At 56.8% G+C, this 23,519-nt stretch carries 21 protein-coding genes and 5 pseudogenes; 17 read left to right on the top strand and 9 right to left on the bottom strand.

Annotation, left to right across the window (positions count from 1 at the left end):
- Nucleotides 1-93: 93 nt before the first annotated feature.
- The 4 genes from GKR99_13395 (at nt 94) to GKR99_13380 (ending at nt 3,512) form a co-directional block, all read left to right on the top strand.
- A complete protein-coding gene (locus GKR99_13395) occupies nt 94-708 on the top strand; it encodes a TRAP transporter small permease subunit (protein NKB28485.1) in 615 nt (204 codons plus the stop codon).
- Entirely contained in the window at nt 705-2,033 is a 1,329-nt protein-coding gene (locus tag GKR99_13390) for a TRAP transporter large permease subunit (GenBank protein ID NKB28484.1), read from the top strand. The genes GKR99_13395 and GKR99_13390 overlap by 4 nt, the downstream gene beginning before the upstream one ends.
- A gap of 18 nt (nt 2,034-2,051) precedes the next feature.
- Complete coding sequence (locus GKR99_13385) at nt 2,052-2,540, top strand: RidA family protein (protein ID NKB28483.1); 489 nt, start codon at nt 2,052-2,054, stop codon at nt 2,538-2,540.
- 69 nt (nt 2,541-2,609) lie between these two features.
- Nucleotides 2,610-3,512, top strand: coding sequence for an EamA family transporter (locus tag GKR99_13380; protein ID NKB28482.1), 903 nt, complete (start codon nt 2,610-2,612; stop codon nt 3,510-3,512).
- A 12-nt stretch (nt 3,513-3,524) separates the two neighbouring features.
- Here the strand turns inward: GKR99_13380 and GKR99_13375 are convergent, their stop codons facing one another.
- The 8 genes from GKR99_13375 to GKR99_13340 are packed head-to-tail and all read right to left on the bottom strand — an operon-like array spanning nt 3,525 to nt 11,479.
- Nucleotides 3,525-4,400, bottom strand: a complete 876-nt coding sequence (locus GKR99_13375) for an ABC transporter permease (GenBank protein ID NKB28481.1) — start codon at nt 4,398-4,400, stop codon at nt 3,525-3,527.
- Nucleotides 4,397-5,467, bottom strand: a complete 1,071-nt coding sequence (locus GKR99_13370; GenBank protein NKB28480.1) for an ABC transporter permease — start codon at nt 5,465-5,467, stop codon at nt 4,397-4,399. Before GKR99_13370 ends, GKR99_13375 begins: the two co-directional genes overlap by 4 nt.
- The gene (locus GKR99_13365) at nt 5,464-6,963 is read right to left on the bottom strand and encodes an ATP-binding cassette domain-containing protein (GenBank protein ID NKB28479.1); all 1,500 of its coding nucleotides are present in this window, start codon (nt 6,961-6,963) and stop codon (nt 5,464-5,466) included. The genes GKR99_13370 and GKR99_13365 overlap by 4 nt, the downstream gene beginning before the upstream one ends.
- Nucleotides 6,960-8,054: a BMP family ABC transporter substrate-binding protein gene (locus tag GKR99_13360; GenBank protein NKB28478.1), complete on the bottom strand. Its 1,095-nt coding sequence runs from the start codon at nt 8,052-8,054 to the stop codon at nt 6,960-6,962. The genes GKR99_13365 and GKR99_13360 overlap by 4 nt, the downstream gene beginning before the upstream one ends.
- A complete protein-coding gene (locus GKR99_13355; GenBank protein ID NKB28477.1) occupies nt 8,054-9,442 on the bottom strand; it encodes an amidohydrolase family protein in 1,389 nt (462 codons plus the stop codon). The genes GKR99_13360 and GKR99_13355 overlap by 1 nt, the downstream gene beginning before the upstream one ends.
- Nucleotides 9,439-10,050 carry a glutathione S-transferase family protein gene (locus GKR99_13350; GenBank protein ID NKB28476.1) on the bottom strand — a complete coding sequence of 204 codons (612 nt, stop codon included), beginning with the start codon at nt 10,048-10,050 and terminating at the stop codon, nt 9,439-9,441. The genes GKR99_13355 and GKR99_13350 overlap by 4 nt, the downstream gene beginning before the upstream one ends.
- On the bottom strand, nt 10,047-10,883 hold the full coding sequence (locus tag GKR99_13345) for an aromatic ring-hydroxylating dioxygenase subunit alpha (GenBank protein ID NKB28475.1): 837 nt from the start codon (nt 10,881-10,883) through the stop codon (nt 10,047-10,049). The genes GKR99_13350 and GKR99_13345 overlap by 4 nt, the downstream gene beginning before the upstream one ends.
- Nucleotides 10,880-11,479 carry a Rieske 2Fe-2S domain-containing protein gene (locus GKR99_13340; GenBank protein NKB28474.1) on the bottom strand — a complete coding sequence of 200 codons (600 nt, stop codon included), beginning with the start codon at nt 11,477-11,479 and terminating at the stop codon, nt 10,880-10,882. The genes GKR99_13345 and GKR99_13340 overlap by 4 nt, the downstream gene beginning before the upstream one ends.
- 708 nt (nt 11,480-12,187) lie before the next feature.
- Here GKR99_13340 and GKR99_13335 point away from each other — a divergent pair.
- The 8 genes and pseudogenes from GKR99_13335 (at nt 12,188) to GKR99_13300 (ending at nt 18,976) form a co-directional block, all read left to right on the top strand.
- Nucleotides 12,188-13,402: a hypothetical protein gene (locus tag GKR99_13335; protein ID NKB28473.1), complete on the top strand. Its 1,215-nt coding sequence runs from the start codon at nt 12,188-12,190 to the stop codon at nt 13,400-13,402.
- Between the two features lie 104 nt (nt 13,403-13,506).
- Nucleotides 13,507-13,752 (top strand): annotated as a pseudogene (locus GKR99_13330) (ABC transporter permease subunit).
- Nucleotides 13,749-13,841, top strand: a pseudogene (locus GKR99_13325) (D,D-dipeptide ABC transporter permease). Before GKR99_13330 ends, GKR99_13325 begins: the two co-directional pseudogenes overlap by 4 nt.
- Before the next feature lie 294 nt (nt 13,842-14,135).
- Nucleotides 14,136-14,573 (top strand): GAF domain-containing protein, encoded by a 438-nt coding sequence (locus GKR99_13320; GenBank protein ID NKB28472.1) that lies wholly within the window; start codon nt 14,136-14,138, stop codon nt 14,571-14,573.
- Between the two features lie 2 nt (nt 14,574-14,575).
- Nucleotides 14,576-15,921 (top strand): annotated as a pseudogene (locus tag GKR99_13315) (hypothetical protein).
- Nucleotides 15,918-16,963 (top strand): annotated as a pseudogene (locus GKR99_13310) (hypothetical protein). Before GKR99_13315 ends, GKR99_13310 begins: the two co-directional pseudogenes overlap by 4 nt.
- The gene (locus GKR99_13305; GenBank protein NKB28471.1) at nt 16,960-18,045 is read left to right on the top strand and encodes a M24 family metallopeptidase; all 1,086 of its coding nucleotides are present in this window, start codon (nt 16,960-16,962) and stop codon (nt 18,043-18,045) included. Before GKR99_13310 ends, GKR99_13305 begins: the two are co-directional and overlap by 4 nt.
- A pseudogene (locus GKR99_13300) lies at nt 18,038-18,976 on the top strand (hypothetical protein). The gene GKR99_13305 and the pseudogene GKR99_13300 overlap by 8 nt, the downstream one beginning before the upstream one ends.
- Here GKR99_13300 and GKR99_13295 read toward each other — a convergent pair.
- On the bottom strand, nt 18,871-19,320 hold the full coding sequence (locus GKR99_13295) for a winged helix-turn-helix transcriptional regulator (protein ID NKB28470.1): 450 nt from the start codon (nt 19,318-19,320) through the stop codon (nt 18,871-18,873). The pseudogene GKR99_13300 and the gene GKR99_13295 overlap by 106 nt on opposite strands.
- A 214-nt stretch (nt 19,321-19,534) precedes the next feature.
- Here GKR99_13295 and GKR99_13290 point away from each other — a divergent pair, with 214 nt between their 5' ends.
- The 5 genes from GKR99_13290 to GKR99_13270 all read left to right on the top strand — a co-directional run bounded on the left by GKR99_13290 (nt 19,535) and on the right by GKR99_13270 (nt 23,453).
- Complete coding sequence (locus tag GKR99_13290; protein ID NKB28469.1) at nt 19,535-20,377, top strand: transporter substrate-binding domain-containing protein; 843 nt, start codon at nt 19,535-19,537, stop codon at nt 20,375-20,377.
- A gap of 79 nt (nt 20,378-20,456) precedes the next feature.
- Nucleotides 20,457-21,122, top strand: coding sequence for an ectoine/hydroxyectoine ABC transporter permease subunit EhuC (ehuC, locus tag GKR99_13285; protein ID NKB28468.1), 666 nt, complete (start codon nt 20,457-20,459; stop codon nt 21,120-21,122).
- A gap of 3 nt (nt 21,123-21,125) precedes the next feature.
- On the top strand, nt 21,126-21,830 hold the full coding sequence (gene ehuD, locus GKR99_13280; protein ID NKB28467.1) for an ectoine/hydroxyectoine ABC transporter permease subunit EhuD: 705 nt from the start codon (nt 21,126-21,128) through the stop codon (nt 21,828-21,830).
- The gene (gene ehuA / locus GKR99_13275) at nt 21,831-22,646 is read left to right on the top strand and encodes an ectoine/hydroxyectoine ABC transporter ATP-binding protein EhuA (protein NKB28466.1); all 816 of its coding nucleotides are present in this window, start codon (nt 21,831-21,833) and stop codon (nt 22,644-22,646) included.
- Between the two features lie 189 nt (nt 22,647-22,835).
- Nucleotides 22,836-23,453 carry a sulfotransferase family protein gene (locus GKR99_13270; GenBank protein ID NKB28465.1) on the top strand — a complete coding sequence of 206 codons (618 nt, stop codon included), beginning with the start codon at nt 22,836-22,838 and terminating at the stop codon, nt 23,451-23,453.
- Nucleotides 23,454-23,519 lie beyond the last annotated feature (66 nt).

Genomic DNA, 23,519 nt, shown 5'->3' with positions numbered 1-23,519 from the left:
TTTGATGGCTCCCACCCTTGCTGAAACAGGGGTGGGGCACATCGCAGAAGGATTATCCTATGCGCAACGCTTTCCAAAATACTGGGCAGGATCATGACGGCTGACAGTCACGGCGGGGCATTGATCGGGGTGCTCGATCAACATTACCGAAAGCTGGAAAACGCCCTGAACCTGACCGCCGCAGGGTTCATATTTTTCCTGATGTTTTTGGCCACCATTCAGGTGTTCAGCCGAAAACTGCTGAACGTACTGATACCCGGCTATATCGATTATGCAGAACAATCCATTGCGATCTTCGCCTTCTTGGGCGTGGCTTATTGCCAGCGTCTGGGCGGGCATGTGCGCATGGAACTGGTGCTCGACAAACTTCCAAAGGGAAGGGTTCTGTGGCTGTTCGAAGCTATCACGACATTGGCAGCCCTCGCCATTATTCTGGTTCTGTGCCGGTACAGTTTTGACCATTTTCTGCGCGCTTGGGTAAATGGTGACAGCACGATCGACATTAACCTGCCTATTTGGCCATTCAAATTACTGGTGGCAATCGCACTGGGCGTGCTGTCGGTTCGCCTTGCTTTGCAACTGGCGGGATTTGTGCGCCTGTTTCTTCATCCCAACGCGGTTCCGGTTGGGGTCCCCCTTATCGCCGACGTGGCCAAACAAGCCAGTATCGAGGCCGAGCAGGTCACCACAAGGAATGTCCACAAATGACAAGTTTGGAAATCGGGCTTATCTTTACGGGTTTCATGCTGGTCTGTGTTCTGGGCGGCATGCGCGTGGCATTCGCAGCCGCACTGGCCGGGACACTGGGGTTGGTGGCCATTTTCACCCAGAAGGTCGGGTTTGCAAAAGCCATCCCCATCGCATTTGGCATGGCTGGAACAATTCCGCATTCCAAAACAGTGACTTATGCGCTGTCTGTTTTGCCAATGTTCATCCTGATCGGGTTTCTGGCATTTCACGCAGGGATAACCAAAGCCCTGTTTGAGGCATCAAGGCGCTGGCTGGGCCGACTGCCCGGTGGGTTGGCGGTTGCCACAGTATTTGCGACTGCGGGCTTTGCAGCCGTGTCGGGCGCAAGCACTGCGACGGCGGCAGTGTTTTCACGTATCGCAATTCCCGAAATGCTGAACGAGGGGTATAACCAACGCCTTGCAGCCGGGGTGGTCGCCGCTGGCGGCACTTTGGCCACGCTTATCCCGCCAAGTGCCATTCTGGTTATCTATGCCATCATCGTCGAGGAATCTGTCGGTCAGCTACTGCTGGCGGGTTTCCTGCCGGGGATCGTCTCGGCGTTTATTTATGTAGGGATCATCGTGATTTCGGTGATGTTGAAACCCGAAATCGGACCGAAAACCCGGGTCTTCTCGCTTCAGGAAAAAGTAAGATCTCTGCCTGGGACTTTTCCGATATTTGCGGTGATCTTCATTATTTTCGGGTCGATGTATTTCGGCTGGGCGACCCCGACAGAAGCTGGCGCACTTGGTGCATTTGTCGTCTTCGTATTGGCGATGATCCGGCGCATGCCCGCCGGCGCATTGAAAGACGCGCTTTTGGAAACTGCCAAGCTGACGGCGATGATCTTTACGATGATCTGGGGCGTTCTGATTTATGTCCGGTTCCTGGGGTTTGCGGGTCTGCCCGTTGCCTTTGCCAATTGGATCGGCACGCTTGAGTATTCGCCGATGACGATCTTGATATTCATCCTTCTGGCCTATGCCATTCTGGGCATGTTCATGGATGCGATTGGCATGCTTTTGTTGACCTTGCCAGTGGTGCATCCGGCGATCGTCGAATTGGGATTTGATACGATCTGGTTCGGTATCATCGTGGTGAAAATGGTCGAGCTTTGCCTGATCACCCCGCCGATTGGCTTGAATTGTTTTGTGGTCAGTGCGGTGGTTCCGAAAATCAAGGTTCAAGACGTCTTTCGCGGGTGTATTCCGTTCTTTGTGGCCGATGTTCTGACCGTCGCAGTCCTGATCGCGTTCCCGAGTATTGTGACCTTTCTTCCAAACCTTATGAGCGGCGGTTAAGTGCAGGAGGCACATGAAATGACAAACGAACGCAGCATTGCCAATAACAATTCCCATGATTTCTCAGCGGTCGTATTGCCCACGCCTGAACCGACGGTATTCAACTATGATCCAATCACCGTTCATGGAAAATACGCATATCTGGCGGGGCAAATTCCCAAGGAAGCGGGCGAATTGGCGGTCAGGGGTATTGTCGGGGTCGAGGTGGATTTGGCACAGGCGCAGCGCGCCGCGACGATATGTGCCGATCAGTCGCTGGCGTGGCTGGATCATTGCGCCGGCGGCCTGGCCAACATTGACAGTATCCTCAGGGCGAAATGTTTTGTCGCACATGGCGACGGCTTTGCCGAAATCTCGCAGGTTGCCGATGCCGCATCGGGCAGGTTAATTGAAGTTCTTGGACCACGCGGACGACATTCTAGGTCTGTTCTTGGCGTAAAAAGCCTGCCGCGATACGCCCCGGTATTGCTTGAAGTGACGGCCGCCTTAAAGCAAGACATCGGCTGATCAGCCGCGTGACAGATGCGATCCTCTTTGACCTCGACCGATACCGGGGCATTGTAAGTGCTGGGTGATCTGTCCGCCTGGCTGCTTTCAATTGAGGGAACTGATTTCGCCCCGAAGCTGGCGATGATATTGGCGCTTTTGGCCGCGGTTTTTCATGCCAGTTTCGGCGCGCTGCAGAATGGCCGCGATAACCCGTGGATCAGTCGTGCCGCAATTGATATTGCCCTGTTTCTGCTGGCATGGCCCGTCGCCCTGTTTCTGGTCCCATGGCCAAAAGCAGAACATATCTGGCTATTCGTAGGGGTGTTCGTCATCCACAACGTCTATAAGGCGTTTCAGGGCATGACATATGCGCGCGGGGCCTACACAGTCGTTTACCCGGTGGTGCGCGGATCCAGCGTTCTGGCGACGGTGATCGTATCGGGCATCGTGTTTCAAGAGGTTTATTCGGTCTGGCAATGGTCCGGGATTGCCGCGCTGGTACTTGGGATATTCGGGCTTGGGATCAATAGCTGGCGGAAACTGCAAACCGGTCGTGAAACGCTGCTGCCGGCGTTGGGATTGGCAGCGCTGACCGGCATCATGGTCGCGGCCTACACCACCTTTGACGCCTACGGCATTCGCCAGATGCCCGACCCGCTGAGTTTTGTTTTTTGGTTCTTCGCTGTTGATTCCATTACGATTCCGATCTTCGTGTTCTTTTGGGTCAGGCAATGGAAGCTTTCGGTTCCTGCACTTCCTCCGTTGGTTGCAAGGGGGATCGCAGGCGGCGTTCTGGCCCCTCTTAGTTTTGGCTGCATTATGATGGCCACACGATTGGACAGCGTCGGGATTGCGGTGGTCTTGCGCGAAACCTCCGTCTTGTTCTCAGCTTTGATCGGTGTGTTGTTCCTTAAGGAGACTGTGGGACCCAGACGCATACGCCTGATGGCGCTCATCGTCGTCGGAGCCATTCTTGTTCGCGCAGGTTAACGGTTTTTGAGGCTACGAAACATGTCGCTGATGACGCGAGATGGCCACCAGCATCAGGATTGTGACAACGTAAGGCAAGCTTGCCAGAACCTGCGATGGAATTGCCACGCCCACGGCTTGCGCTGTAAGTTCACCCAGCGATAACACCACGAAAAGCATCGCGCCAAAGACCACGCGGCCTGTGCGCCAGGTGCCAAAAACAACCAGCGCAAGGGCGATCCAGCCACGCCCGGCGATCATGCCATCGGCCCAAAGTGGGGTATAGACGGTTGACGCATAGGCCCCGGCAAGACCACACATTGCCCCACCAAAGGCCACTGCAACTGTGCGGATCAACCCAACGGGATAGCCAATAGCACGCGCCGCGTCTGCGTTTTCACCAACCGCCGCGCTGATCAGCCCCAGCTTAGTCTTGTTCAAGACATACCAAAGCGCAACGGTGCCGATCAGGGTCAGCCAAACCACAATGTCTTGTGTCATAACTGTCGGGCCAATCACCGGGATCTGCGACAGCACAGGAAACCCGATTTCCTGCAAACCCGATATGGTCAGGCTTTCATAGGTCTTCCCAAAAAGTGCTGAAAGGCCCAGCCCTAGCACGCCCACGGCAAGACCCGCAGCGACCTGATTGGCTTGGACAACAATCACCAGGAACGCGAAGATCAGCGCCAGCGCGGTACTAACAAGCGCGGCGGCAAGGAAGCCAAGACTATGGCTGCCAGAATGGTAGACGCAGATGAACGCGATGGCTGCGCCAATTGCCATCATACCCTCCAGCCCAAGGTTCAACAGGCCGGTCTTCTCGACCACCATCTCGCCAAGTGCGGCAAGCATCAGCGGCAAAGCGGCGGCGAGCGTGCCGGCCAGCAGGAATTCAAGCGCGCTCATGCCGGGACTCCACGCTCGATTTGCAGACGAAAACGGATGAGCGTGAAGGTGAGCAGATAGAACGACAACAGCATGCCCTGGAACACCTCAACCGCCGCCACCGGCAAACCGGCCGAGACGGTGGCGCTGTCACCGCCAATATAAAGCACCGAGATCAGAAAGCTGGACGCGATGATGCCCAAAGGCCGCAGACCGCCAACATAGGCAACGATAATCGCCGCATAACCATAGCCGCTGGACACAGACCGCTGCAGTTGCCCCAGGGGGCCCGCAACTTCGCTTGCGCCAGCGATCCCGGCAGCAATGCCGCCCAGGGCAAGGCTTAACCAGATCATGCGCGGCGCGCTGAAACCTGCATAGAGTGCGGCCTTGGGCGCAAGCCCTGCGGTGCGCAACTGATAGCCGCGAAAGTGTCTTTCCATCATCAGATAGGCGAAAAGGCTCCCGATAAAGGCGAACAGCAACGACACATTCGGGCGCACATTTTCAAACAACAACGGCAGCTGCGCATTCTCAGGGAACCTGACGGACTGCGGGAAATTGAACCCACGCGGGTCTTTCCACGGGCCCAGCAGCAGGTAGTTCAGGATTTGCACGGCAATCAGGCTTAGCATCAGGGTCACAAGGATCTCTGACGCGCCAAACCTGGTGCGCAAGCCCGCAGCAATAGACGCGAACGCCATCCCGCCCAGGCCACCGGCAAAGATCATCGCAGGCAGCATCGCCGGGAAATTCCCCTCCGGATAATAGACCGGAAAGGCCGAGGCACAGATTGCCCCGATAATGAACTGCCCTTCGGCACCGATGTTAAACACATTGGCGCGGAACCCGATGGCAAGCCCTTGGGCTATCAGCAGCAATGGCGCCATTTTCAACAAGATTTCGGCGAAGCTGTACCAGCTGAGGAAGGGTTTGAGTAAAAGCGCGTGCAAGGCTTTGTCAGCCGGGATGCCAAGGGCGGCAAACAAGATCAGGCTGGTGAGGCAGGTCAAGAGCAGCGCCAATACGGGCGCACCAAACATCGCCATTCGCGAGGCCGCATCGCGGCGGATAAGGCGCAGTTTCATTCCGATGCACCAATCATATATGCGCCCACCTCTTCGGCTGACGTGTCTGCCACTGTCAGGGCCTTTGAAAGACGGCCTTCGTGCAGCACATGCAGACTGTCACAAATTTCAAAGAGCTCTTCCAACTCTTCCGAGATCACGAGGATCGCAGCACCCTGCGCACGCATTTCAACCAGGCGGCGGCGGATCGCGGTTGCCGCACCAATATCCACGCCCCAAGTCGGCTGTGAGACAAGCATGACGTCTGGATTCAGCATGATCTCGCGACCAAGGATGAATTTCTGCAGGTTGCCACCGGACATGGCCCCCGCTTCGGCATCGGGGCCGGGTGTGCGGACGTCGAAGTCTTCAATGCAGCGGCGCGTATAGTCGCGTTCGACCTGTCGCCTGATAAACCCGCCTTTCAACATCCCCTGTCGGTGCCCGGTAAGCAGGCTGTTGTCCGCCAATGACATTTCGGGAACTGCACCGCGCCCCAGACGTTCCTCTGGCACGAAAGAAAAGCCAAGTTGGCGGCGTTTCTGCGCGTCGAGCAGGCCAGCGTTCTGACCCATGATCTGCACCAAGTCTTTGCGCTGTGCACGGGTTTCACCCGAAATCAGCGCAGCCAATTCCTGCTGTCCGTTGCCGGAAATACCCGCGATTCCAATGATTTGCCCTGCCCGCAGGTCAAGATTGATGTCTGTCAGGGTCGTGCCAAAACGTGACGCCCGCGGATGGCTCAACCCCTTAAGCGCCAGGCGAACAGAACCCGGCGTCACCGCGCGTGCTGCATCGACTTTTGGCATCTCATGGCCAATCATCATTTGCGCCAATGCACGTGCGTCTTGCGCGCGCGGATCCACGCGGCCGGTCACGGCACCGCCGCGAAGCACCGTCGCCTCGTCGCATAACGCGCGAATTTCTTCGAGCTTGTGGGAGATAAACAAGATCGCCGTGCCAGCCGCCTGCAGTTTGCGCAACGTCTCAAACAACAATTGCACGCTTTGCGGCGGCAGGACCGATGTAGGCTCATCCAGAATAAGCAGCTTTGGGTCAAGCAAAAGGCAGCGAATGATTTCAACCCGCTGACGTTCGCCGACTGACAGGGTGTGAATCATTGCGTGCGGATCGACCGTCAGGCCGAACTTTTCGCCGAGATCCGTAATCTTGCGCGCCAGGTCTTGCTGGCGGCCAGGGATCATCAGTGAGACATTTTGCACAACGTTCAGCGTTTCAAACAGCGAAAAGTGCTGGAACACCATGCCAATCCCCAGTGCCTGCGCATCAGAGGGCCGGTTGAAACTTACCGGTGTGCCGTTCCAGACAATCGTGCCTTCGTCGGGCCGCTCAACCCCATAGATCAACTTCATCAGCGTGGATTTCCCCGCGCCGTTTTCGCCCAATACGGCGTGGATTGACCCTGAGTGTACCTCAAGATCAATCGCGCTGTTGGCCTGAACCTTGCCGTAGCGTTTTGACACGCCCGACAAGGTCAAAAGTGCCGGCTTTTTCATGAAGGCAAAGGCGTGGTCACACCCGCGACGTGCCAGTCCATACCGATGATTTCGCCATCTGTCATTGCTACGCCATCAGCCACACGCTCTGTGCCAGCCTGGTCAACGATCGGGCCCTGGAACACAATAAAAGACCCATCCAGAATCGCGGCCTGACGGGCTTCGATCTGGCTTACAATCTCAGCCGGTATGTCCGGGTTCCAATCGGCGGTGTAAACAATGCCATCTTCCATGCCGAGCCAGAAGTTCTCTCCGGGGAAATCGCCAGCCACATGGGCATCAACCAAACGCTTGAAGTGCGGTCCCCAATTGGTGCCCACAACGCCAAGGTATTTCGCAGGCGCATAGGTTTTCATCGAAGAGTTGAGGTTCCAGGAATAGACGCCAGCTTCCTCGGCCACCGCGATGACAGATGGCGTGTCTTGCGCGTTCGAGAAGATCACATCAACACCCTGCGAGATCAGCGCCTTGGCGGCTTCCTGTTCGGACGCGGGATCGAACCAGCTGTTGACCCAAACGACGCTCAGCTCGATGTCGGGATCAATCGATTGCGCACCCAACTGGAACGCGTTGATTGACGTGATCAGCTCGGGGATTGCAAAGGCACCGACGCAGCCGATCTTTTTGGACTTGCTCAAGGATGCGGCAGCCATGCCCATCAGATAGGTGCCTTGCCAGTATTTGGCAGTGAATGGCGCAAAATTCGGCTCGGTCAGGTAGCCAGAGGCATGAATGATCGACACATCGCGGCGGCGTTGCGCAATTTGAATGCCGCCGTTTTGATAGCCAAAGGACCCCAGCAGAAGCACATTGTGCCCTTCGGCGACCAGCCCATTGGCGATGCGATCTGCGTCCGGGCCTTCTGCGATGTTTTCCAGAACTGTGACTTCCAACTGATCGCCGTAGGCCGCTTGCACACTGCGCACGCCTTCCATCAAGGTGTGCGACCAACCGACGTCAGCCTCTGGTGATGGCAGCACCACCCCCATCTTCAACGCATCCTGGGCCATAGCGCGCATCGGCAGCGCGACGGCGGTGCTGGCGGCCAGCGCCCCTTTGAGAAAGCTACGGCGTTTTACGGTATCTGACATTATATTCCCCCTGATTGGTGTGGTAGTATCGTTTGAAGTGTTTGTTCTGCGGCCGCAAAAAGCGCCGTTTCGTCCAAATGTGGAAATGCCCCGTTGCGCCAGACGATGCGCCCGTTGATCATGGTCAGGTCCACCGTTGTGCCGATCCCAACTTTGGCCAGCAGGCTTACCGGGTCATGGCGGGTGCCAACATAGTCCAGGCGCCGCGTATCAATGGCAAACAGGTCCGCCGCCATGCCGGGGCGCAATGCGCCGATATCGTCGCGGCCCAGCAACGCAGCACCGCCTTCGGTCGCATAGCTAAGGAATACGGCGGGCTTGGGCACCGGATCCTCGCGTGATCCAGCGGCAAGACATTGCAGCATGTATGACGAATGGATGCAGTGCATCAGGTTCGAATTATCGTTTGAGGCGGCCCCGTCACACCCAAGCCCGACGCGCACGCCCAAAGCGTCCATCGCGGGGATGTCTGTGATCTCGGCCCCGACCAGATACACAGGTTCGGAACAATGCGACACACCGGTGCCAGAGGCCGCAAGCTTGCGCAGTTCATCGCGGGTCAGCTCCCAGCAATGGGCATAAAACACGTCAGGCCCTGCAAAGCCGAGGCTTTCGCAATAATCCACTGTGCGTATCCCATGAACCTGTTCGATCACCGGGCTTTCACCTTCGCCAACATGGCTGTGCAGGATCACGCCTTTGTCGCGCGCAAGTGCAACGGATTGCTCAAACGTCTCGCGGTAGCAATTCACAGGTTGGCAGGGCGCGACACTGACGCGCCGCATCGCAAGCGGGCTGGCATCATGGAAGGTATCAATCGCGCGCTCACAATCTGCGATGAACCCGTCAGTGGTTTCCAGCATCTCGTCAGGGATCGTGCTGCCTTCGGACTTTGGCAAAGTATTGCCGCCCCGTCCCGCATGGAACCGCATCCCCATCATCTCGGCCGCCTCAAACTGGCGATCAATGATGCGAGAGCCCGCATGACGTGGAAAGCAATACTGGTGATCAAACGCGGTCGTGCAGCCATGTTTGATCAACTCGGCCATGGCCACAACCGAGCTGTGGTAAAAGCAATCCTCGGTCAGCCGTGCAAAGATCAGATAAATCCGGTCAAGCCATTCGATAACCGAAAATCGGGTCCAATCAAGCTCGGCCCGGTTGCGCACGAAGCATTGAAAAAAGTGATGATGCGTGTTGACGAGGCCGGGATAGATGAACATCCCATCCCCATCGATAACCTCGACCCCCGCAGGCGCGGTCCTGCGCAGGTCCGGGCCAACGGCCGTTATCGCGCCGTCTTCGGCCAGGATATCCTGGCCCCAAAGAACCGGATCATGGGCGGACGTCACGATCGCCGTGCAGTTTTCAAACAAAACAGCGGTCAAGTGGCAAACTCAAGCTCGTGCAGGCGGTGGATGCCCGGCATTTCAATAAATCCCGGCAATGACCGGATCGCCCGCATCCACAGCCGGATTGAGGGGTATGTGTCAAGGCTGACCCCACCGTCAGGTGCAAGCGCTGTGTTCGGGAAACAGGCGATATCCGCAATTGTCGGGCGATCACCTGTCAGGAAAATGTGACCATCAAAGCGCTGATCGGTCAGATGCGCCTCTAGCACGCGCAATTGTTTGATGCCTGCGGCACGCGCGGCGTCGATATCTACGTCGTATTGCAAAATATCATGCAGGCGCGCCATACCAAGACTGTTGTTCAGGTCTGCGGCAAGCGCAAGCCAGCGATCATCATCCCCCCGCCATGAAGGGTGATCCGCTGTCAGATGCCGCAGCATATCAACACTCTCGGTCAGAATGTCGTCCCCGTCTTGCAGCACTGGCAGCGTGCCATTTGGGTTGAGCTTCAGCATGTCCGGCGATTTGTGTTCACGTGCGGGGTGAAAATTCACCGCCCTCGGCGTCAAAGGCTGACCAAGAAGTGCCGCCATCAGGCGCACTTTATAGCAGCTCGCGCTCAGCACGTAATCATACAGGATCATGCCGCCACCAATTGCGCGCCGTAGAAGTATCCGATTTTCTTAAGCCACCTGCGATACACAACCGACGTCAAATCCGCCTGGGTCGGTGCCTCCATCCCCGGATCCAAGGGCAGTTTCGCTGGGATCTGATTTTCAAGGATTGAGCGGTCCTGCATAAAGATCAACTGCTGGAAACTCACCATCTCAGCCATTGTAGAATCATCGTCGTAGAGTGCCATCCACGGCCAAACCTCGCACCATTCCTCGTTCAGAGGTTGCACGAACAGCGTGATGACATCCCATTCACCCGGACGCGGCGGGCATGTTTTATAAAGCACCGCACAGGTTGGTGAGGCCACGCGGTACATGTATTCTGTCGTGATCCCGCCTTCCGCAGATTTCGCGGCTTGCGGCTGGAAAAACTTCACTTTCGTTGCCCAAACCTCGTTCGCGTCTTCGCGGATATTGACATTGTAGCGTTCGACTTCGGTATGCGGCTCTGCCCCCAGGATATCCGTGTGCACAAAGGGGAAATGCGCAATATCAAGAAAGTTTTCCACCGCCCGCAAAGGCGAGCATTTGACGCGCACAGAGCCGACATCAACCAGCTGCCGGCCTGGGTTACCGGCCTCGGGGATTGTAAACAGATCCCCGTTTGGCGTGCCCGGGCATGTCCACAGATGGCCGAACCGTTCAATCGTCGGTAGTGCGTTGTCAGCGGCGTCTTTGATCCAAAACGACCCGCCCTTGCGGCCGACCGTAATATCTGCGCCCAGCAACAGGGTTTGGTGCGGCGCATCGATGGCAGACAAAAGCCCGACAGGATACCAGTAATCCTTGATGGATTGGCTCATGCCGCAGCCTCCAGTTCGTTGCGCATATGCTCCAAAGCGTGCGACACCGTTTTGCGGTCCTGGTCCGGGGCCGCAAACGCGTGCAGCAGGCAATCGGCATCGGTACTGGGCTGCAGTGCAAGTGATAAATCATGCACCCCACCCAGTGCGATCACAGGCGCGAACGGCTGATTGAGTTTCGCAGCTACGGTTTGAGCGGGCAGTGCGACATCTATGGACCGGATCGCACGACGCGCACCAAGGTCAGGGACGGGGGCTTGGGTTGGTTGCAATGCAACCCAAATCAACTCGTCCGCGACCTGACAGTCATATTGGGCCGCACAGATGCTTTTCGGTGGCACCAGATCGGGGTGTGCGGGGATCGATACGCAGGCCCCGTCGCCGTCATAGGTCCATCCGTGATAGATACATGACAAGGTTTCGCCACGTACAAACCCATGTGACAACCGCATCCCGCGGTGCGGACAGCGATCCCCCCATGCGTGGAAAACACCAGCCGTGCTGCACCAGATCGCAAGATCAGTGTTCAGAACACGTCGGGGCACAACCGTGCGCGCGGGCACATCGGCGCACAATCCAACAGCAATCCAGTCCATGACCCCCCGCAGCCAGTTCCGACGCCCATTAAAAACTGTCGCGCCCATATTTCAAGCGATATCCCGGAGCCTGACCGGGATTCGCTTCTGGAATGTGCAAGACGAAGCGAAATGCGCGAAAATTCATCGTCTTACAAATTCTCGCCACCATCAAGAATCCGTAGATGGTCGACACGAACGCTTTTGGGCCGATTGTGTTGAAAAACTCCGTTTTAGGGCCTGAACGATGATTTTTCTTTCCATGCAGCCCGATCCTAAATTTTTGGCGCGGGGGTCGGCCCAAATCGCCTACATGCGCTCACGCGCAGCCATGCGCTGTCTCGTGGTCAAAGCTTTCCGACTATTTCGCTTCATAGGTTTTCGCAAGAAATCCGCGACGCTCTGATTTCGGAGTTTTTCAACACAATCGGCCCCTTGCGACATTAGCCAAGAGTGGTTGATCTTACCATGTTATCCTATTCGGCTGCCGGACAAAGCACCCGCTTTGCCGACGCCTGCGAAGCCGCGTGTCATCCATGCGCAAACTCTCGATAACGGTTAGAAATATAGTAATATTAAAAATGCTGACAGCCGCCAATATTGCGGCCATCTTTTTAGTCGTGCAAAAATAAGAGCGAAAATTCTGAAGGCAATGTTTCCAGCGAATTGGGCGCTGTTGCCGAAGTGTTGCAAACGCCGCTCGGCGCGTTATTGCAGCAACTAAAACAAATGAATTCTGCAACCCACAAATCAAGCCGGGCTGCGTATTCTGTTGCCGGTGCGAAAATATCTTACGAGCGTCTTTCAACCACATTCGCAGTCTCACAACGCCATTCGGTCAATGTGCATGAGCCGCCGGGTTTTCGCGGTGAACCGATCAGATACCGGGGCGAAGAGTTCCTGTCGGGCACATCGGCCGGTTCTGGGGCCTATTCCGTTAAGTCGCACAACCCGCAAGAAGAGACGGTGATGTCGAAATGGGGCGACTATTTCCTTGGTGTCGCAGACAGCGCGCCAGATACTGTACGCCTGCGCTATGGCCTTGAAGCCGCCACCGTGCGCACGCTGATCGCGCAGGGAGAGCATGATATTGCAAGCCAGTGGTTGCCGCCCGAGGTGATCAAGGCCTTGGCCGAAGACGGCGCGCAGCTGCTGACCGAAAGCGGATCTGGTGGCTTCTACCTCAAGATGAACACAACCAAAGCGCCGCTTGATGATGTGAATTGCCGGTTGGCGATGCGCCATGCATTCGACTATGGAACAGCGATTCAAATGATCGCTGTGACGGATGACGTGCCCACAGGCAGCCCGGCAACCGGTGCGATTCCGGTCGGCATGTTCGGTTCAAACGGGCTTGACAGCGCGCTGGTGCAGGACATGGACAAAGCCAAGCAATATCTGGCTGATTGCAAATATGATGCGGCAGATATGAATATCGAAGTCAGCTGGATCGCCGAGGTGCCGATCGAAGAACGCTTTGCGCTGTTGTTCCAATCCAATCTTTCGCAGTTGGGCGTGAAGTCCGAGATCAAGAAGCTTCCCTGGGCGCTGTTCGCCGATCAGGTCAACAAGCCGGAAAACACGCCGCACATCAGCCAGTTGTTCGTGAACGCGGTGACAGGTGATCCTGATACGCTGCTTTATGGCATGTATCATTCCTCGACGCCCGGCACATGGCAGTCGCCGGACTATCTGAGCGATGCAAAAGTGGACGAATATCTGGACGCGGGGCGTTCTGCCAGCACCGAGGCTGAAAGTGAGGCCGCGTATTCAGCACTGAACGCCCGCTTGATGGAGATTGCGCCAACAGTATACGGCTATGGCTGCCAGTCTGTTTTCGCGGCATCAAACCGGGTCAAGGTGCCGGCCCTCAGCGACCCTGCAAAGGCCTTTGGTCTGGATGGTATGGGCTTTACCTTCCGTCTGATGGAAATGACCGAATAATCGGCATCCGCTGATATTGGGGGCCGGATGATCCTGGCCCCCGGTTTTCTCCTCCATTTGAAAGCGGTGTGATGACGGCCATCTTTCGCCTTCTGTTGCGGCGGCTCACCATCATCGGGCTGGATTTTGCAGCGATGCTCGGCAATGCGTTTCTGGTCGAGGCGGTGTTTGCGTGGCCCGGCCTCAGCCGTTATGGCGGCGCTGTGATCCTGCGCAAGGACTTGAGCGCGATCATGGGTGCGGTCGTGATCATCGCGATCACCTTTTTGATAGTGAACATCATCGTTGATTTGCTGATTGTGCTGCTTAACCCGCGCATCCGCTATTCAACGCGGGGCAGCGGCGCATGATCCGGGCTTTGCGCATTCTGGCGGGCGATCCGCTGTTGCTGCTGGGCCTGATCCTTGTGGTATTGATCGACTTCGCGGCGATCTTTGCGCGCGGATCAGCGGTGAGGTGATTTTCGACGCGCGCGACATAGGTGCCATGAAGCGCAAGGACCGTGCGGCACCGATATGTCGATGATTTACAAAACCCCACATCCTCGCTGAACCCGGTCTTCACCATCGCCCGTCAGGTCACCGAAGTCCTGCGCCGCCGAGATCCTAAGCTGCCCCGCGCTGAGGCAGAGGCCCGCGCCGCACAACTGCTTGCAGATATTGCCATCCCTGATCCTGCGCGGGTGCTTGCCTCTTACGCCTTCCGGCTATCGGGCGGGATGAACCAGCGCGTGATGATCGCGATGGCGCTGGAGCGGTTGGTGAATGACACTGTGGGCGTGACCCTGTTCACGCTGATGGAGATTGATCACGACAAGGGCGTGGCGCGGCGCAATTTCACGAATATGCCTGAGGCCTACCCTGTAAGCGGCGAAAAACCGATGCAGCATGACCGTTGGACCGATCACGTTCAGGGCGCGCATCAGACCATTGTGGCAAATTCCATCGAAGAGATTGCGGAAGTGTTTCCCGACTATCCGCTGATCCAGTCGCTGGGGTGCGAAAGCTGCATGAATGTGCCGATTGTCGTGGCGGGGAAGGTGATGGGCACGCTCAACTGCCTCAACGTGGCGGGGCATTTCACGCCGGAGCGGGTCGCGGCAGCCGAAACTCTGAAACAGGCGGGCGCGATCGCGTTCCTGCTGAATGAAAATCTCAAAAGGAGAGGCTGATCATGGGCAATACGACGCGCATCGCCACCGACGTGGGCGGCACGTTCACCGATCTGGTCGCTATTGAAAGCGGCCCTGACGGGCTGAAGATCACCACAGCAAAAGCCGACACCACGCCGCCGGATTTTGAAAATGGTGTTCTGAACGTGATGAACAAGGGCGGGATTGAACCGGCTGCCGTGGATTTCATGGTGCATGGGACAACCGTGGTCATCAACGCGCTGACCGAACGCAAAGGCGTCAACGTCGGCCTGATCACCACCAAGGGTTTCCGCGACACGCTTGAGATTGCGCGCGGCAACCGCCCTGATTTCTTTAACCTGCATTATGAAAAGCCCGCGCCGTTTGTGCCGCGCTATCTGCGGGCCGAAGTGCCGGGGCGAATGACCTATCAAGGTGCCGAGCGTGAGCCGTTGGACCTGTCCGGCTTGCCTGCGGTGCTGGATGGCTTCAAGTTCGTGGGCGTTCAGGCGGTGGCGATCTGCTTGCTGCATTCTTATGCAAATACCGCCCATGAAGAGGCTGTTCTGGCTGAAATCAATCGCCTGTGGCCCGAGGTTTCGACCGTTGCCAGCCACCAGATCACCCGCGAATGGCGCGAATACGAGCGCACCAATACGGCCGTTCTGAACGCTTATGTGCAGCCAGTTGCGGCACGATATTTGGGCAAGCTGGACGAGGGATTGAAAAATCAGGGCCTTAAGCAAAGCCCCTATATCATGCAAAGCAACTGCGGTGTGGACAGCCTGGCGGCGACATCTGCGGTGCCGATCACGATGGTGGAAAGTGGTGCGCAGGATCAGCCGGGCGGATTGAGCGTGTCTTTGCAGCGGCCGAAGCCAACGCCCGTGCCACGTTTGAAGGCGAAGGTGTCGATACCGGCAGCATCGGTTTCCTGCGCTACGGCAAGTTCCGCTATCAGAATCAGGAGCACACAACCGAAGTGCTGTTGGAAGGCGGCGTAACTGAGGCGGGGCTGACCAAGATCATCGAGGATTTCCACAACGCGTATGAGCAGGAATATACCTACCGCCTGGACGCCCTGGTTGAGATGGTCGGTAACCATCTGGTCGCGCGTGTTGAAGTTGGCAAACTGGAAATGGTGCCTGCTGCTTTGGGTGATGCAGATGCCGGCGCGGCCAAAAAGGGCATGCGACAGGCCGATTACGCTTTGGAAGGCAAACACGACGCCACAATCTATGATGGTGAAAAGCTGATGCCTGGCATGACATTCGACGGGCCTGCGGTTGTCGAAGATCCCGGCACCACCATCGTGATCCATCCGGGCAATCGTGTCACGCTCGATGCATATCGCAACATTTATATTGAATTGGAGGCCAGCAAATGAGCGACGATCCCATCACGCTGGAGATCATCCAGAATTTATTGCAAGCCGCCGCGGATGAGATGTTTGCCGCGATGCGCAACACTGCGATGTCCTCGATCATCTACGAGGTGCTCGAAATGGGCACCTGCATCACGGATTCAGAACGACGCATTGCGTCCTCAGGTGCGGGTATCCCCGCTTTTGTTGGCGTGCTCGAAAAAAGTGCGCAGTTCATCCTTGGGAAATTCGGTGCGGACGTAAAGCCTGGCGACATCTTTATCACCAATGATCCGTGGCACGGTGGGGTGACACATCTGAACGATCTGGTGCTGGCGATGCCTGTGATTGGGTCGGCGCCAAGCGGCTGGAAGGTATGGCCGTCAAATATGGTGTGCCAACCTTCAAGCGCACCATGGTCAGCTTCATGGAGTTTGGCGAAAGAACAGCGCTGGCCGAGCTGGGAAAGCTGTCCAAAGGCACGTTTGAACTGTCCGAGCCGCAGGACGACGGGCGCACCTACAATGTCAAAGTGACGATCACGGATGACGAATTCCTGGTCGATTTGCGCGACAATCCTGATCAGGATGATGGCCCGACCAATATCTGCCGCAACGGCACCATCGTTTGTGCGCAGATGGTGTTCAAATCGCTCACCGATCCTGACACGCCTGCCAATGATGGCTCGTTCCGCCCGCTGAAGGTTTTGACGCGCGAAGGCTTGGTGTTTCATGCCCAAAAACGCGGGGCCATCGGGTTCTATTTCGAAACGGATCAGGGGTTTCTGACAGCGGGCTATACACGATCCCTGGTCAAACCCTGGTCGCTTGAAGGGCGCGCGGATGGTTCTGGTAACTTTGTCGAGATCGACATGGCGGATGGAGAGACACAGCGCACCGCATTCGTATCAGGATTTGACGTCACATCCGATGATGTGATCCGCGTGATCACCTCATGCGGGGCGTGCTATGGTGATCCGAAAAACCGCGCGCCAGAGGCGATGCAGATGGATATCAAAAACGGCTATGTGACGCCGGAACGTGTAGCAAAGGTATATGGCATATGACCCGACTGGAGAGATTGCGAGGGGCGATGCGCGCCCAGGACGTGGATCTGGTGGCCCTTGGCGCTGGCGCGCATCTGGCGTGGCTGACCGGCTTGCGCCCGCATGCGGATGAACGCCCGTTGCTTATGTGTGTCACGCAAGACTACGCGGGCCTTTTGATGCCATCGCTAGAGGCGGAAAGTGCGCGTCAGCATACCGACCTGCCATTCCACCCATGGGCTGATGATCAGGGGCCGGACGCAGCCTTTGCAGCGCTCTTGAAGGAAGCGGATGCGGCGCGTGCCAAAAGCATCGTGCTGGATGAAACCATGCGCGCGGATTTTGCGGCCTTGGTGCAGGACGCTTTGCCGGATGCGAAACGCCAGTTCACCGCCAGCACGATCGGCGCGCTGCGGATGCGCAAGGACACGGATGAATATGACAAGCTCAAGCGCAATGCCCTGATCGCAGATACCGCCATGAAGGCGGCGTGGGCTGCGATGCGCGTTGGTATGAGCGAGAGTGAGGTCGCGGAAGTGGTGCGCGAAACGTTCAAAGATCAGGGTGCGGCACCCTTGTTCTGTATTGTCGGCGCCGGTGGCAACGGCGCGTTCCCGCACCATCAAACGGGCGAAACTATCCTGAAAGCAGGCGATGCCGTCGTGATGGATATCGGCGGCGGGATGCAGGGCTATTCCAGCGATATTACCCGCATGGCGGTGATGGGGGCTGCACCGGACGGCTACAGCGAGGTGCATGAGATTGTGGAGCGCGCCGTGCAGGCAGCGATGGCGGCGGCGAAACCGGGCGTGCGCGCGCATGTCGTCGACGACGCGGCGCGCGGCGTGATTACAGACGCGGGATATGGTGAATACTTCATGCACCGCACCGGTCATGGCATGGGCATCGAAGTGCATGAAACGCCCTATATCACAGCGGCTTCGCAGACGGTGTTGGAGGAAGGTATGGTGTTTTCAATCGAACCCGGCATCTACCTGCCGGGCCGCTTTGGTATCCGGCTGGAAGACATTGTGATCTTGCGCGCGGACGGCCCTGAAATCCTGTCCGGTCTTCCACGCGATCTTAGTACGATCCATGACTGACCAGTTCACTCTCGATGTCATGGCCGAGCCTGTGTTCTTTGAAGGGAATATCGTCGCCTGGGTCGCCTCGATCGCGCATTGGGGCGATATTGGCGGGCACACGCCGGGGTCGATGTCGACCGAGATCATTGCCGAAGGGCTGCGCCTGCCCATCGTGCGCCTGTTTGATGGTGGCGCGCGAAACGAGGCTGTGTTTGACATCATCCGCACCAATTCGCGCCTGCCCGACTTTGTGCAGGGCGACCTTTGGGCGCAAGTCTCTGCCGGGCGGCGTGCGGCATCGATTATTCGCGGTTTGTGTCAGCGCTATGGGTCTGGCGCGCTTGCAGCCGCGATAGCCTCGGCCCGCGAAACCGGAGAGCGGCGCGCCCGAGCAGGGCTAAAAAGCTTGCCGAAAGGCACCTTCTCTATTGAGGAACCACAGGACGATGGCTGCGCCTGGGAGGCATTCATCACCATAACCGATGACCGATCCTGAACGGTTCACCAATGCGGGGTCTTTTGCCCCGTTGGAGGTCCTGACCACACCCGGCACGGTTTTCCATGCAGACCCACTGCGGCCCACGCCTATTACTTTGAGACGCGGATGAAGCTGATCGATATGCTGTGGCACTGTATGGCGCAGGCGATGCCCGGCAAATTGCCCGCCGGGCATTTCGCCAGCATTTTTGGCACCGTCATTGCAGGCAACCACCCGGATACGGGGCGCCGTTATGCGATGGTTGAACCCCAGATGGGCGGTTGGGGTGCGACGTCTGAGCGTGCCGGACAAAGCGCGATGTTTTCGACCAACCATGGCGATACCTTACCGGGCGCCTCAAGACATCAGAGGATATCAAGGGAAACCTTGACGCGGTCCATCACGATTGAAGAGGTGAACTTGCTTACGTTGGATTCGTCGAAGAAATATTCCTGGGTGAAGGCCTCATAGGCTTTGATGTTCTCTACAATCACAACCAATATGAAATCCGCCTCGCCAGTCGTGTAATAGCATTGCTGTACACCGGGCGCGATCTTCATGCGGCGTTTGAAACTGTCCAGATGCAGGCGGCTTTCCCGTTCCAGCATGACTTGCACGATCACAGTCATTTCGCGGCCCACCTTGGCCGGGCAAAGCACCGCAATTTCGCTTTCGATCACACCGGTTTCGCGCAGTCTTTTCAGGCGTTTTTGAACAGCAGGCGGCGACAGGCCAATCTCGTGTCCGATGGCATCTGCGGTCAATCGAGAGTTTGACTGCACAAGGCGAAGTATTTCTTGATCTTTGTCATCCATGACGCGAGTGATAACCGTGTTTCCGCGCATGGCAACGTATTTCGTCAGGATTTCTGGAATAATGACGAAAAAAATCACAATTGCCCGATAGGATGGTTTTCACACTGAGGGGATCGAACCATCAGAATTTGGCGTGTGTATGCAACGCCACACCCCTCCCTCGGCGCTGTGCAGAATTGTGCAGGGAAAATCGGAAAACGACACGGAGGACACCATGCCAACAAAATTCACTAAGACGCTGATTGCTGCGGGTTTCGCACTGGCGACAACGGCAGTATCGGCCACTGCCGGCCCGCTACAGGATCGCATCGACGCGGGAGAGACGATCCGCATCGGATTTGCGAACATTCCGCTTTGGGGTTACCCGGATGAAGACGGCAACGCAGATGGGTTTACCAACGACATTGCCATCGAAACTCTGGCCAAAATGGGTCTGACGAACATTGAACCGGTCGTCACCGACTGGGGCGGGTTGATCCCGGGATTGAAAGCAGAGCGTTTCGACCTGATCACCGGCGGCATGTATGTTCTTGGCTCGCGCTGCGAGAATGTATCCTTCTCGGAACCTGTTGCCAGATCCGGCGATGGCATTCTGGTTGCAACGGGCAACCCGAAGGGCATCAACAGCTACACCGACGTGCTGGACGGTGGCCATACCATGGTGACCGGCGCTGGTTACAACACTGTTGAGGCGGCAAAGAAACTGGGAATTGCAGACGATAACATCATGCAGGTGCCTGGTCCGACCGAAATGGTTGCGGCAATGAAGGCCGGCCGTGCAGATGCAGCAATCCTGACTGATTTCGAAGCCCAGCATCTTGCGGCGGACCATGAAGAAATCGAACTTGGCGATGCGTCGCAGATGGAAGAGTGGAGCAAGAACTTTGCGGCCATCGGCTTCCGTCATGAAGACAAGGACTTCCTTGTGGCCTTCAACGCAGCGCTCAAGGACTACGTCGGCTCGGAAGAGATGATGGCCAAGGTTGAGGATCACGAATACTCAAGCGTTCACCTCCCCGGTGATGTCACAACCGAATGGGCCTGCGCCAACCGCTAGGGCAACATACGACCAAGGACTTGTGGCAGGCCGATTGGCCTGCCACGCTCTTTGAGTATCAGCGAACTGGGGCGGGGACATGAGCTTTCTTGAATTCATTGACGTCTACTGGCCTCGGCTGTTGTCGGGCACCGGCATCACGGTAGCTCAGTTCTTCCTCTCTGCGATCTTCGCCGTCATTTTTGCGTTGGCCTTCGGGTTGATGAAAATGTCACCCAACCGATTGGTGAAAGGCGTCGCCGTCACCTATATCGAGATTTTTCGCGGCACGTCGTTGCTTGTCCAGCTCTACTGGATTTTCTTCGTACTGCCACTGTTCGGCGTTACGCTGGAAAAATTCACCGCAGGCTATGTGGCCATTGCTTTGAACACGGGCGCATATGGCGCTGAACTGGTTCGGGGCGGCATTCTGGCGGTGCCCAAAGGCCAATGGGAAGCGGCGACCGCCATCAACATGAGCCCGGCAAAACGCATGTGGCGGATTATCCTGCCGCAAGCGCTGGTCAATATGCTGCCACCCTGGGGCAATCTGATGATCGAGGTTCTGAAGGGGACTGCGCTGGTATCGCTTATCTCGGTCACGGACCTGATGTTCGAGGCCAAGCAAATCAACGCCAGCACCTATCTTTCGGCCCAGATATTCGGCACCGCACTGCTTATCTATTACATCCTCGCCCGCTTCCTGCTGACACCGTTCATGCGCTGGCTTGAAGCCTTCATGGCGCGCAAACTGGGGAGGGCCTGATCCATGTTTGACTGGCTCTTCGCGGAAAAGTGGTTTCCGAAATTCGACTGGCGATGGGATTTTACCTGGGAAATCCTGCCCCGACTTGTCGAGGCGACGCTCAACACGCTGATCGCCGCTGCTGCGGGTTACGCAATTGCGCTGGTGGTGGGCCTGGTCCTGGCCCTTGCACAGCGCAGTGGCAATCGTTTGTTGACCTTCGTGGTGCGCGAGTTCGTGGAATTCGTGCGTTCGACTCCGCTTCTGTTGCAGATCTTCTTCATCTTCTATGTCGGCCCTCAATTCGGCATCACGCTTAGCCCCTGGGTGTCGGGCATGATCGCGATTGGGTTGCACTATTCCTGCTATCTTTCCGAAGTCTATCGTGGTGGCATCGAAAGTGTGCCCAAAGGACAATGGGAAGCGGCGACCGCACTGAACATGACAACGATGCAGACTTACCGGCGGCTGATCATCCCCCAGGCCGTTCCGCCCGCTATTCCGGGCATGGGCAACTATCTGGTGGGCATCTTCAAGGACACGCCGATGTTGTCCGTGATCGGCGTCGCCGAATTGATCCACACCGCCAACGCAATCGGATCGGAAACATGGCGGTATCTGGAAGCATATACACTGGTGGGCATCATCTTCCTGGCGCTGTCCCTGCCCGCCGCTGGTCTTATCCGCGCCTTCGAAGGTTTCGTCCGCCGCAAACTGGGAATGAATTGAATGGAAGACATGTCCGCCTATCCGCAGGAACTTACCGGCACCGACGTGCCCATGGTCAGCTTCAGGAAGGTCAAGAAGGCCTACGGCGATCTGGTTGTGCTGGACAACCTCGACCTTGACGTTGCTGCGGGCGAGATGGTCACGGTCATCGGGCCATCCGGTTCGGGCAAGACAACCGTGCTCAGGATGCTGATGACGCTGGAACAGATCAACGGTGGCGTCATCTACGTTGACGGCAATCCGCTGACCCATATGCCCAAAGGCAGCACGCTGGTCGAGGCGAACCAACGCCATCTGCGCAAACGGCGCGTGGACATCGGAATGTGTTTCCAGCATTTCAACCTGTTTCCGCATATGACCGCGTTGCAGAATTGCATGGAAGGACCGGTGCAGGTGCTGGGCCTGTCCAAGGCCGAAGCGCGCGACCGCTCGGAAGAGTTGCTGGAACTGGTCGGGATGATCGACAAGAAGGACCAACACCCGTCGCGCCTGTCGGGTGGGCAGCAACAGCGCGTCGCCATCGCCCGCGCTTTGGCCATGCGCCCCAAAGTCATGCTGTTTGACGAAGTCACCTCGGCCCTCGACCCTGAGGTTATTGGCGAGGTTACCAACGTCATCCGTAAGCTGGTGGCCGAGCATAATCTGACCATGCTGATGGTCACCCACCAGATGGGTTTTGCGCGCGATATTTCGGACCGGGTGTGTTTCTTCTACGATGGCAAGATCGAAGAACAGGGCGCGCCCGCAGACCTCTTTGGCAACCCACAGAAAGAGCGCACACAACAATTCCTGAGCGCGGTCAAAGAGGCGGTTTAAGAGGCTTGGCTTGAAAATTCGGATGACGGGATTGAGATCAAAGCAACGCCTAATTCTGCGATGCAACCAATGTCCGCAGCCATCAAAAGAACCAATCAAATGTCAGGCCTATGCCGGCTTCTAGTTGACTAGAGTTTCCGTAAAACGTTTGGTGCCATGGGTATATTCATTACTGGATTGGACAGTCAAATGGCATTGAAAGTTATTGGAACCGGGTTTGGAAGAACTGGCACAGAATCAATGCGCAATGCTCTGAATATTTTGGGTGTTGGGCCAACGCACCACATGTTCGAACTTGGCGAAGACTCCCCGCTGCGCCCTCTTTGGCTCGATCTGGCAAAAGGTGGTAAGCCCGATTGGGAAAAACTGTTCGAAGGTTACAGCGCATGTGTTGATTGGCCCTCCGCGTTCTATTGGCGCACATTGATCAATGTTTATCCCGAGGCAAAGGTCATCCTGACCATGCGCTCAGCGGAGAGTTGGTGGAAGAGTTTTGAAGCAACCCTTTTGAAGTATCTTCAAAGTGGCGACGACCCGCAGGGCCTGTCCCACTTGCTCGTAGCTCAGCAAGTCTTTGATGGGCGGTACGCAGATCGCGAGCATGCGATTGAGGTTTATAATAAAAACGTCGCTGATGTGATTGCGACCGTCTCGCCTGAACGGCTTTTGGTGCATAATCTTGGCGATGGCTGGGGTCCATTGTGTGATTGGTTGGGTTTGCCCTTGCCGGATGTCGATTACCCAAGTGGTAATACTACGTCAGATATGCGTGCACGCTTCGTGGTTCAGGGAATCGATCTGGCGTAAACTTTACCCACGAAAAGAGCTGATGGTGAAGTCGCGCACCCTCCGAAAACGTCGTCCAAAGCTGAC

It is taken from the genome of Paracoccaceae bacterium, from assembly GCA_012103375.1.
In the GTDB taxonomy this organism is placed as follows: domain Bacteria; phylum Pseudomonadota; class Alphaproteobacteria; order Rhodobacterales; family Rhodobacteraceae; genus WLWX01.
This window is presented reverse-complemented; position numbering and strand designations above follow the sequence as displayed.

What these genes read in the sequence shown, in the direction of transcription:
- GKR99_13270 (NKB28465.1), top strand. Translation starts at nt 22,836, where the DNA reads ATGGCATTGAAAGTTATTGGAACCGGGTTTGGAAGAACTGGCACAGAA.
- GKR99_13375 (NKB28481.1), bottom strand. Translation starts at nt 4,400, where the DNA reads ATGAGCGCGCTTGAATTCCTGCTGGCCGGCACGCTCGCCGCCGCTTTG.
- GKR99_13350 (NKB28476.1), bottom strand. Translation starts at nt 10,050, where the DNA reads ATGATCCTGTATGATTACGTGCTGAGCGCGAGCTGCTATAAAGTGCGC.
- GKR99_13370 (NKB28480.1), bottom strand. Translation starts at nt 5,467, where the DNA reads ATGAAACTGCGCCTTATCCGCCGCGATGCGGCCTCGCGAATGGCGATG.
- GKR99_13345 (NKB28475.1), bottom strand. Translation starts at nt 10,883, where the DNA reads ATGAGCCAATCCATCAAGGATTACTGGTATCCTGTCGGGCTTTTGTCT.
- ehuC (NKB28468.1), top strand. Translation starts at nt 20,457, where the DNA reads ATGAGCTTTCTTGAATTCATTGACGTCTACTGGCCTCGGCTGTTGTCG.
- GKR99_13335 (NKB28473.1), top strand. Translation starts at nt 12,188, where the DNA reads ATGAATTCTGCAACCCACAAATCAAGCCGGGCTGCGTATTCTGTTGCC.
- GKR99_13340 (NKB28474.1), bottom strand. Translation starts at nt 11,479, where the DNA reads ATGGACTGGATTGCTGTTGGATTGTGCGCCGATGTGCCCGCGCGCACG.
- GKR99_13305 (NKB28471.1), top strand. Translation starts at nt 16,960, where the DNA reads ATGACCCGACTGGAGAGATTGCGAGGGGCGATGCGCGCCCAGGACGTG.
- ehuD (NKB28467.1), top strand. Translation starts at nt 21,126, where the DNA reads ATGTTTGACTGGCTCTTCGCGGAAAAGTGGTTTCCGAAATTCGACTGG.
- GKR99_13385 (NKB28483.1), top strand. Translation starts at nt 2,052, where the DNA reads ATGACAAACGAACGCAGCATTGCCAATAACAATTCCCATGATTTCTCA.
- GKR99_13360 (NKB28478.1), bottom strand. Translation starts at nt 8,054, where the DNA reads ATGTCAGATACCGTAAAACGCCGTAGCTTTCTCAAAGGGGCGCTGGCC.
- GKR99_13395 (NKB28485.1), top strand. Translation starts at nt 94, where the DNA reads ATGACGGCTGACAGTCACGGCGGGGCATTGATCGGGGTGCTCGATCAA.
- GKR99_13320 (NKB28472.1), top strand. Translation starts at nt 14,136, where the DNA reads ATGATCGCGATGGCGCTGGAGCGGTTGGTGAATGACACTGTGGGCGTG.
- GKR99_13290 (NKB28469.1), top strand. Translation starts at nt 19,535, where the DNA reads ATGCCAACAAAATTCACTAAGACGCTGATTGCTGCGGGTTTCGCACTG.
- GKR99_13295 (NKB28470.1), bottom strand. Translation starts at nt 19,320, where the DNA reads ATGGATGACAAAGATCAAGAAATACTTCGCCTTGTGCAGTCAAACTCT.
- ehuA (NKB28466.1), top strand. Translation starts at nt 21,831, where the DNA reads ATGGAAGACATGTCCGCCTATCCGCAGGAACTTACCGGCACCGACGTG.
- GKR99_13390 (NKB28484.1), top strand. Translation starts at nt 705, where the DNA reads ATGACAAGTTTGGAAATCGGGCTTATCTTTACGGGTTTCATGCTGGTC.
- GKR99_13365 (NKB28479.1), bottom strand. Translation starts at nt 6,963, where the DNA reads ATGAAAAAGCCGGCACTTTTGACCTTGTCGGGCGTGTCAAAACGCTAC.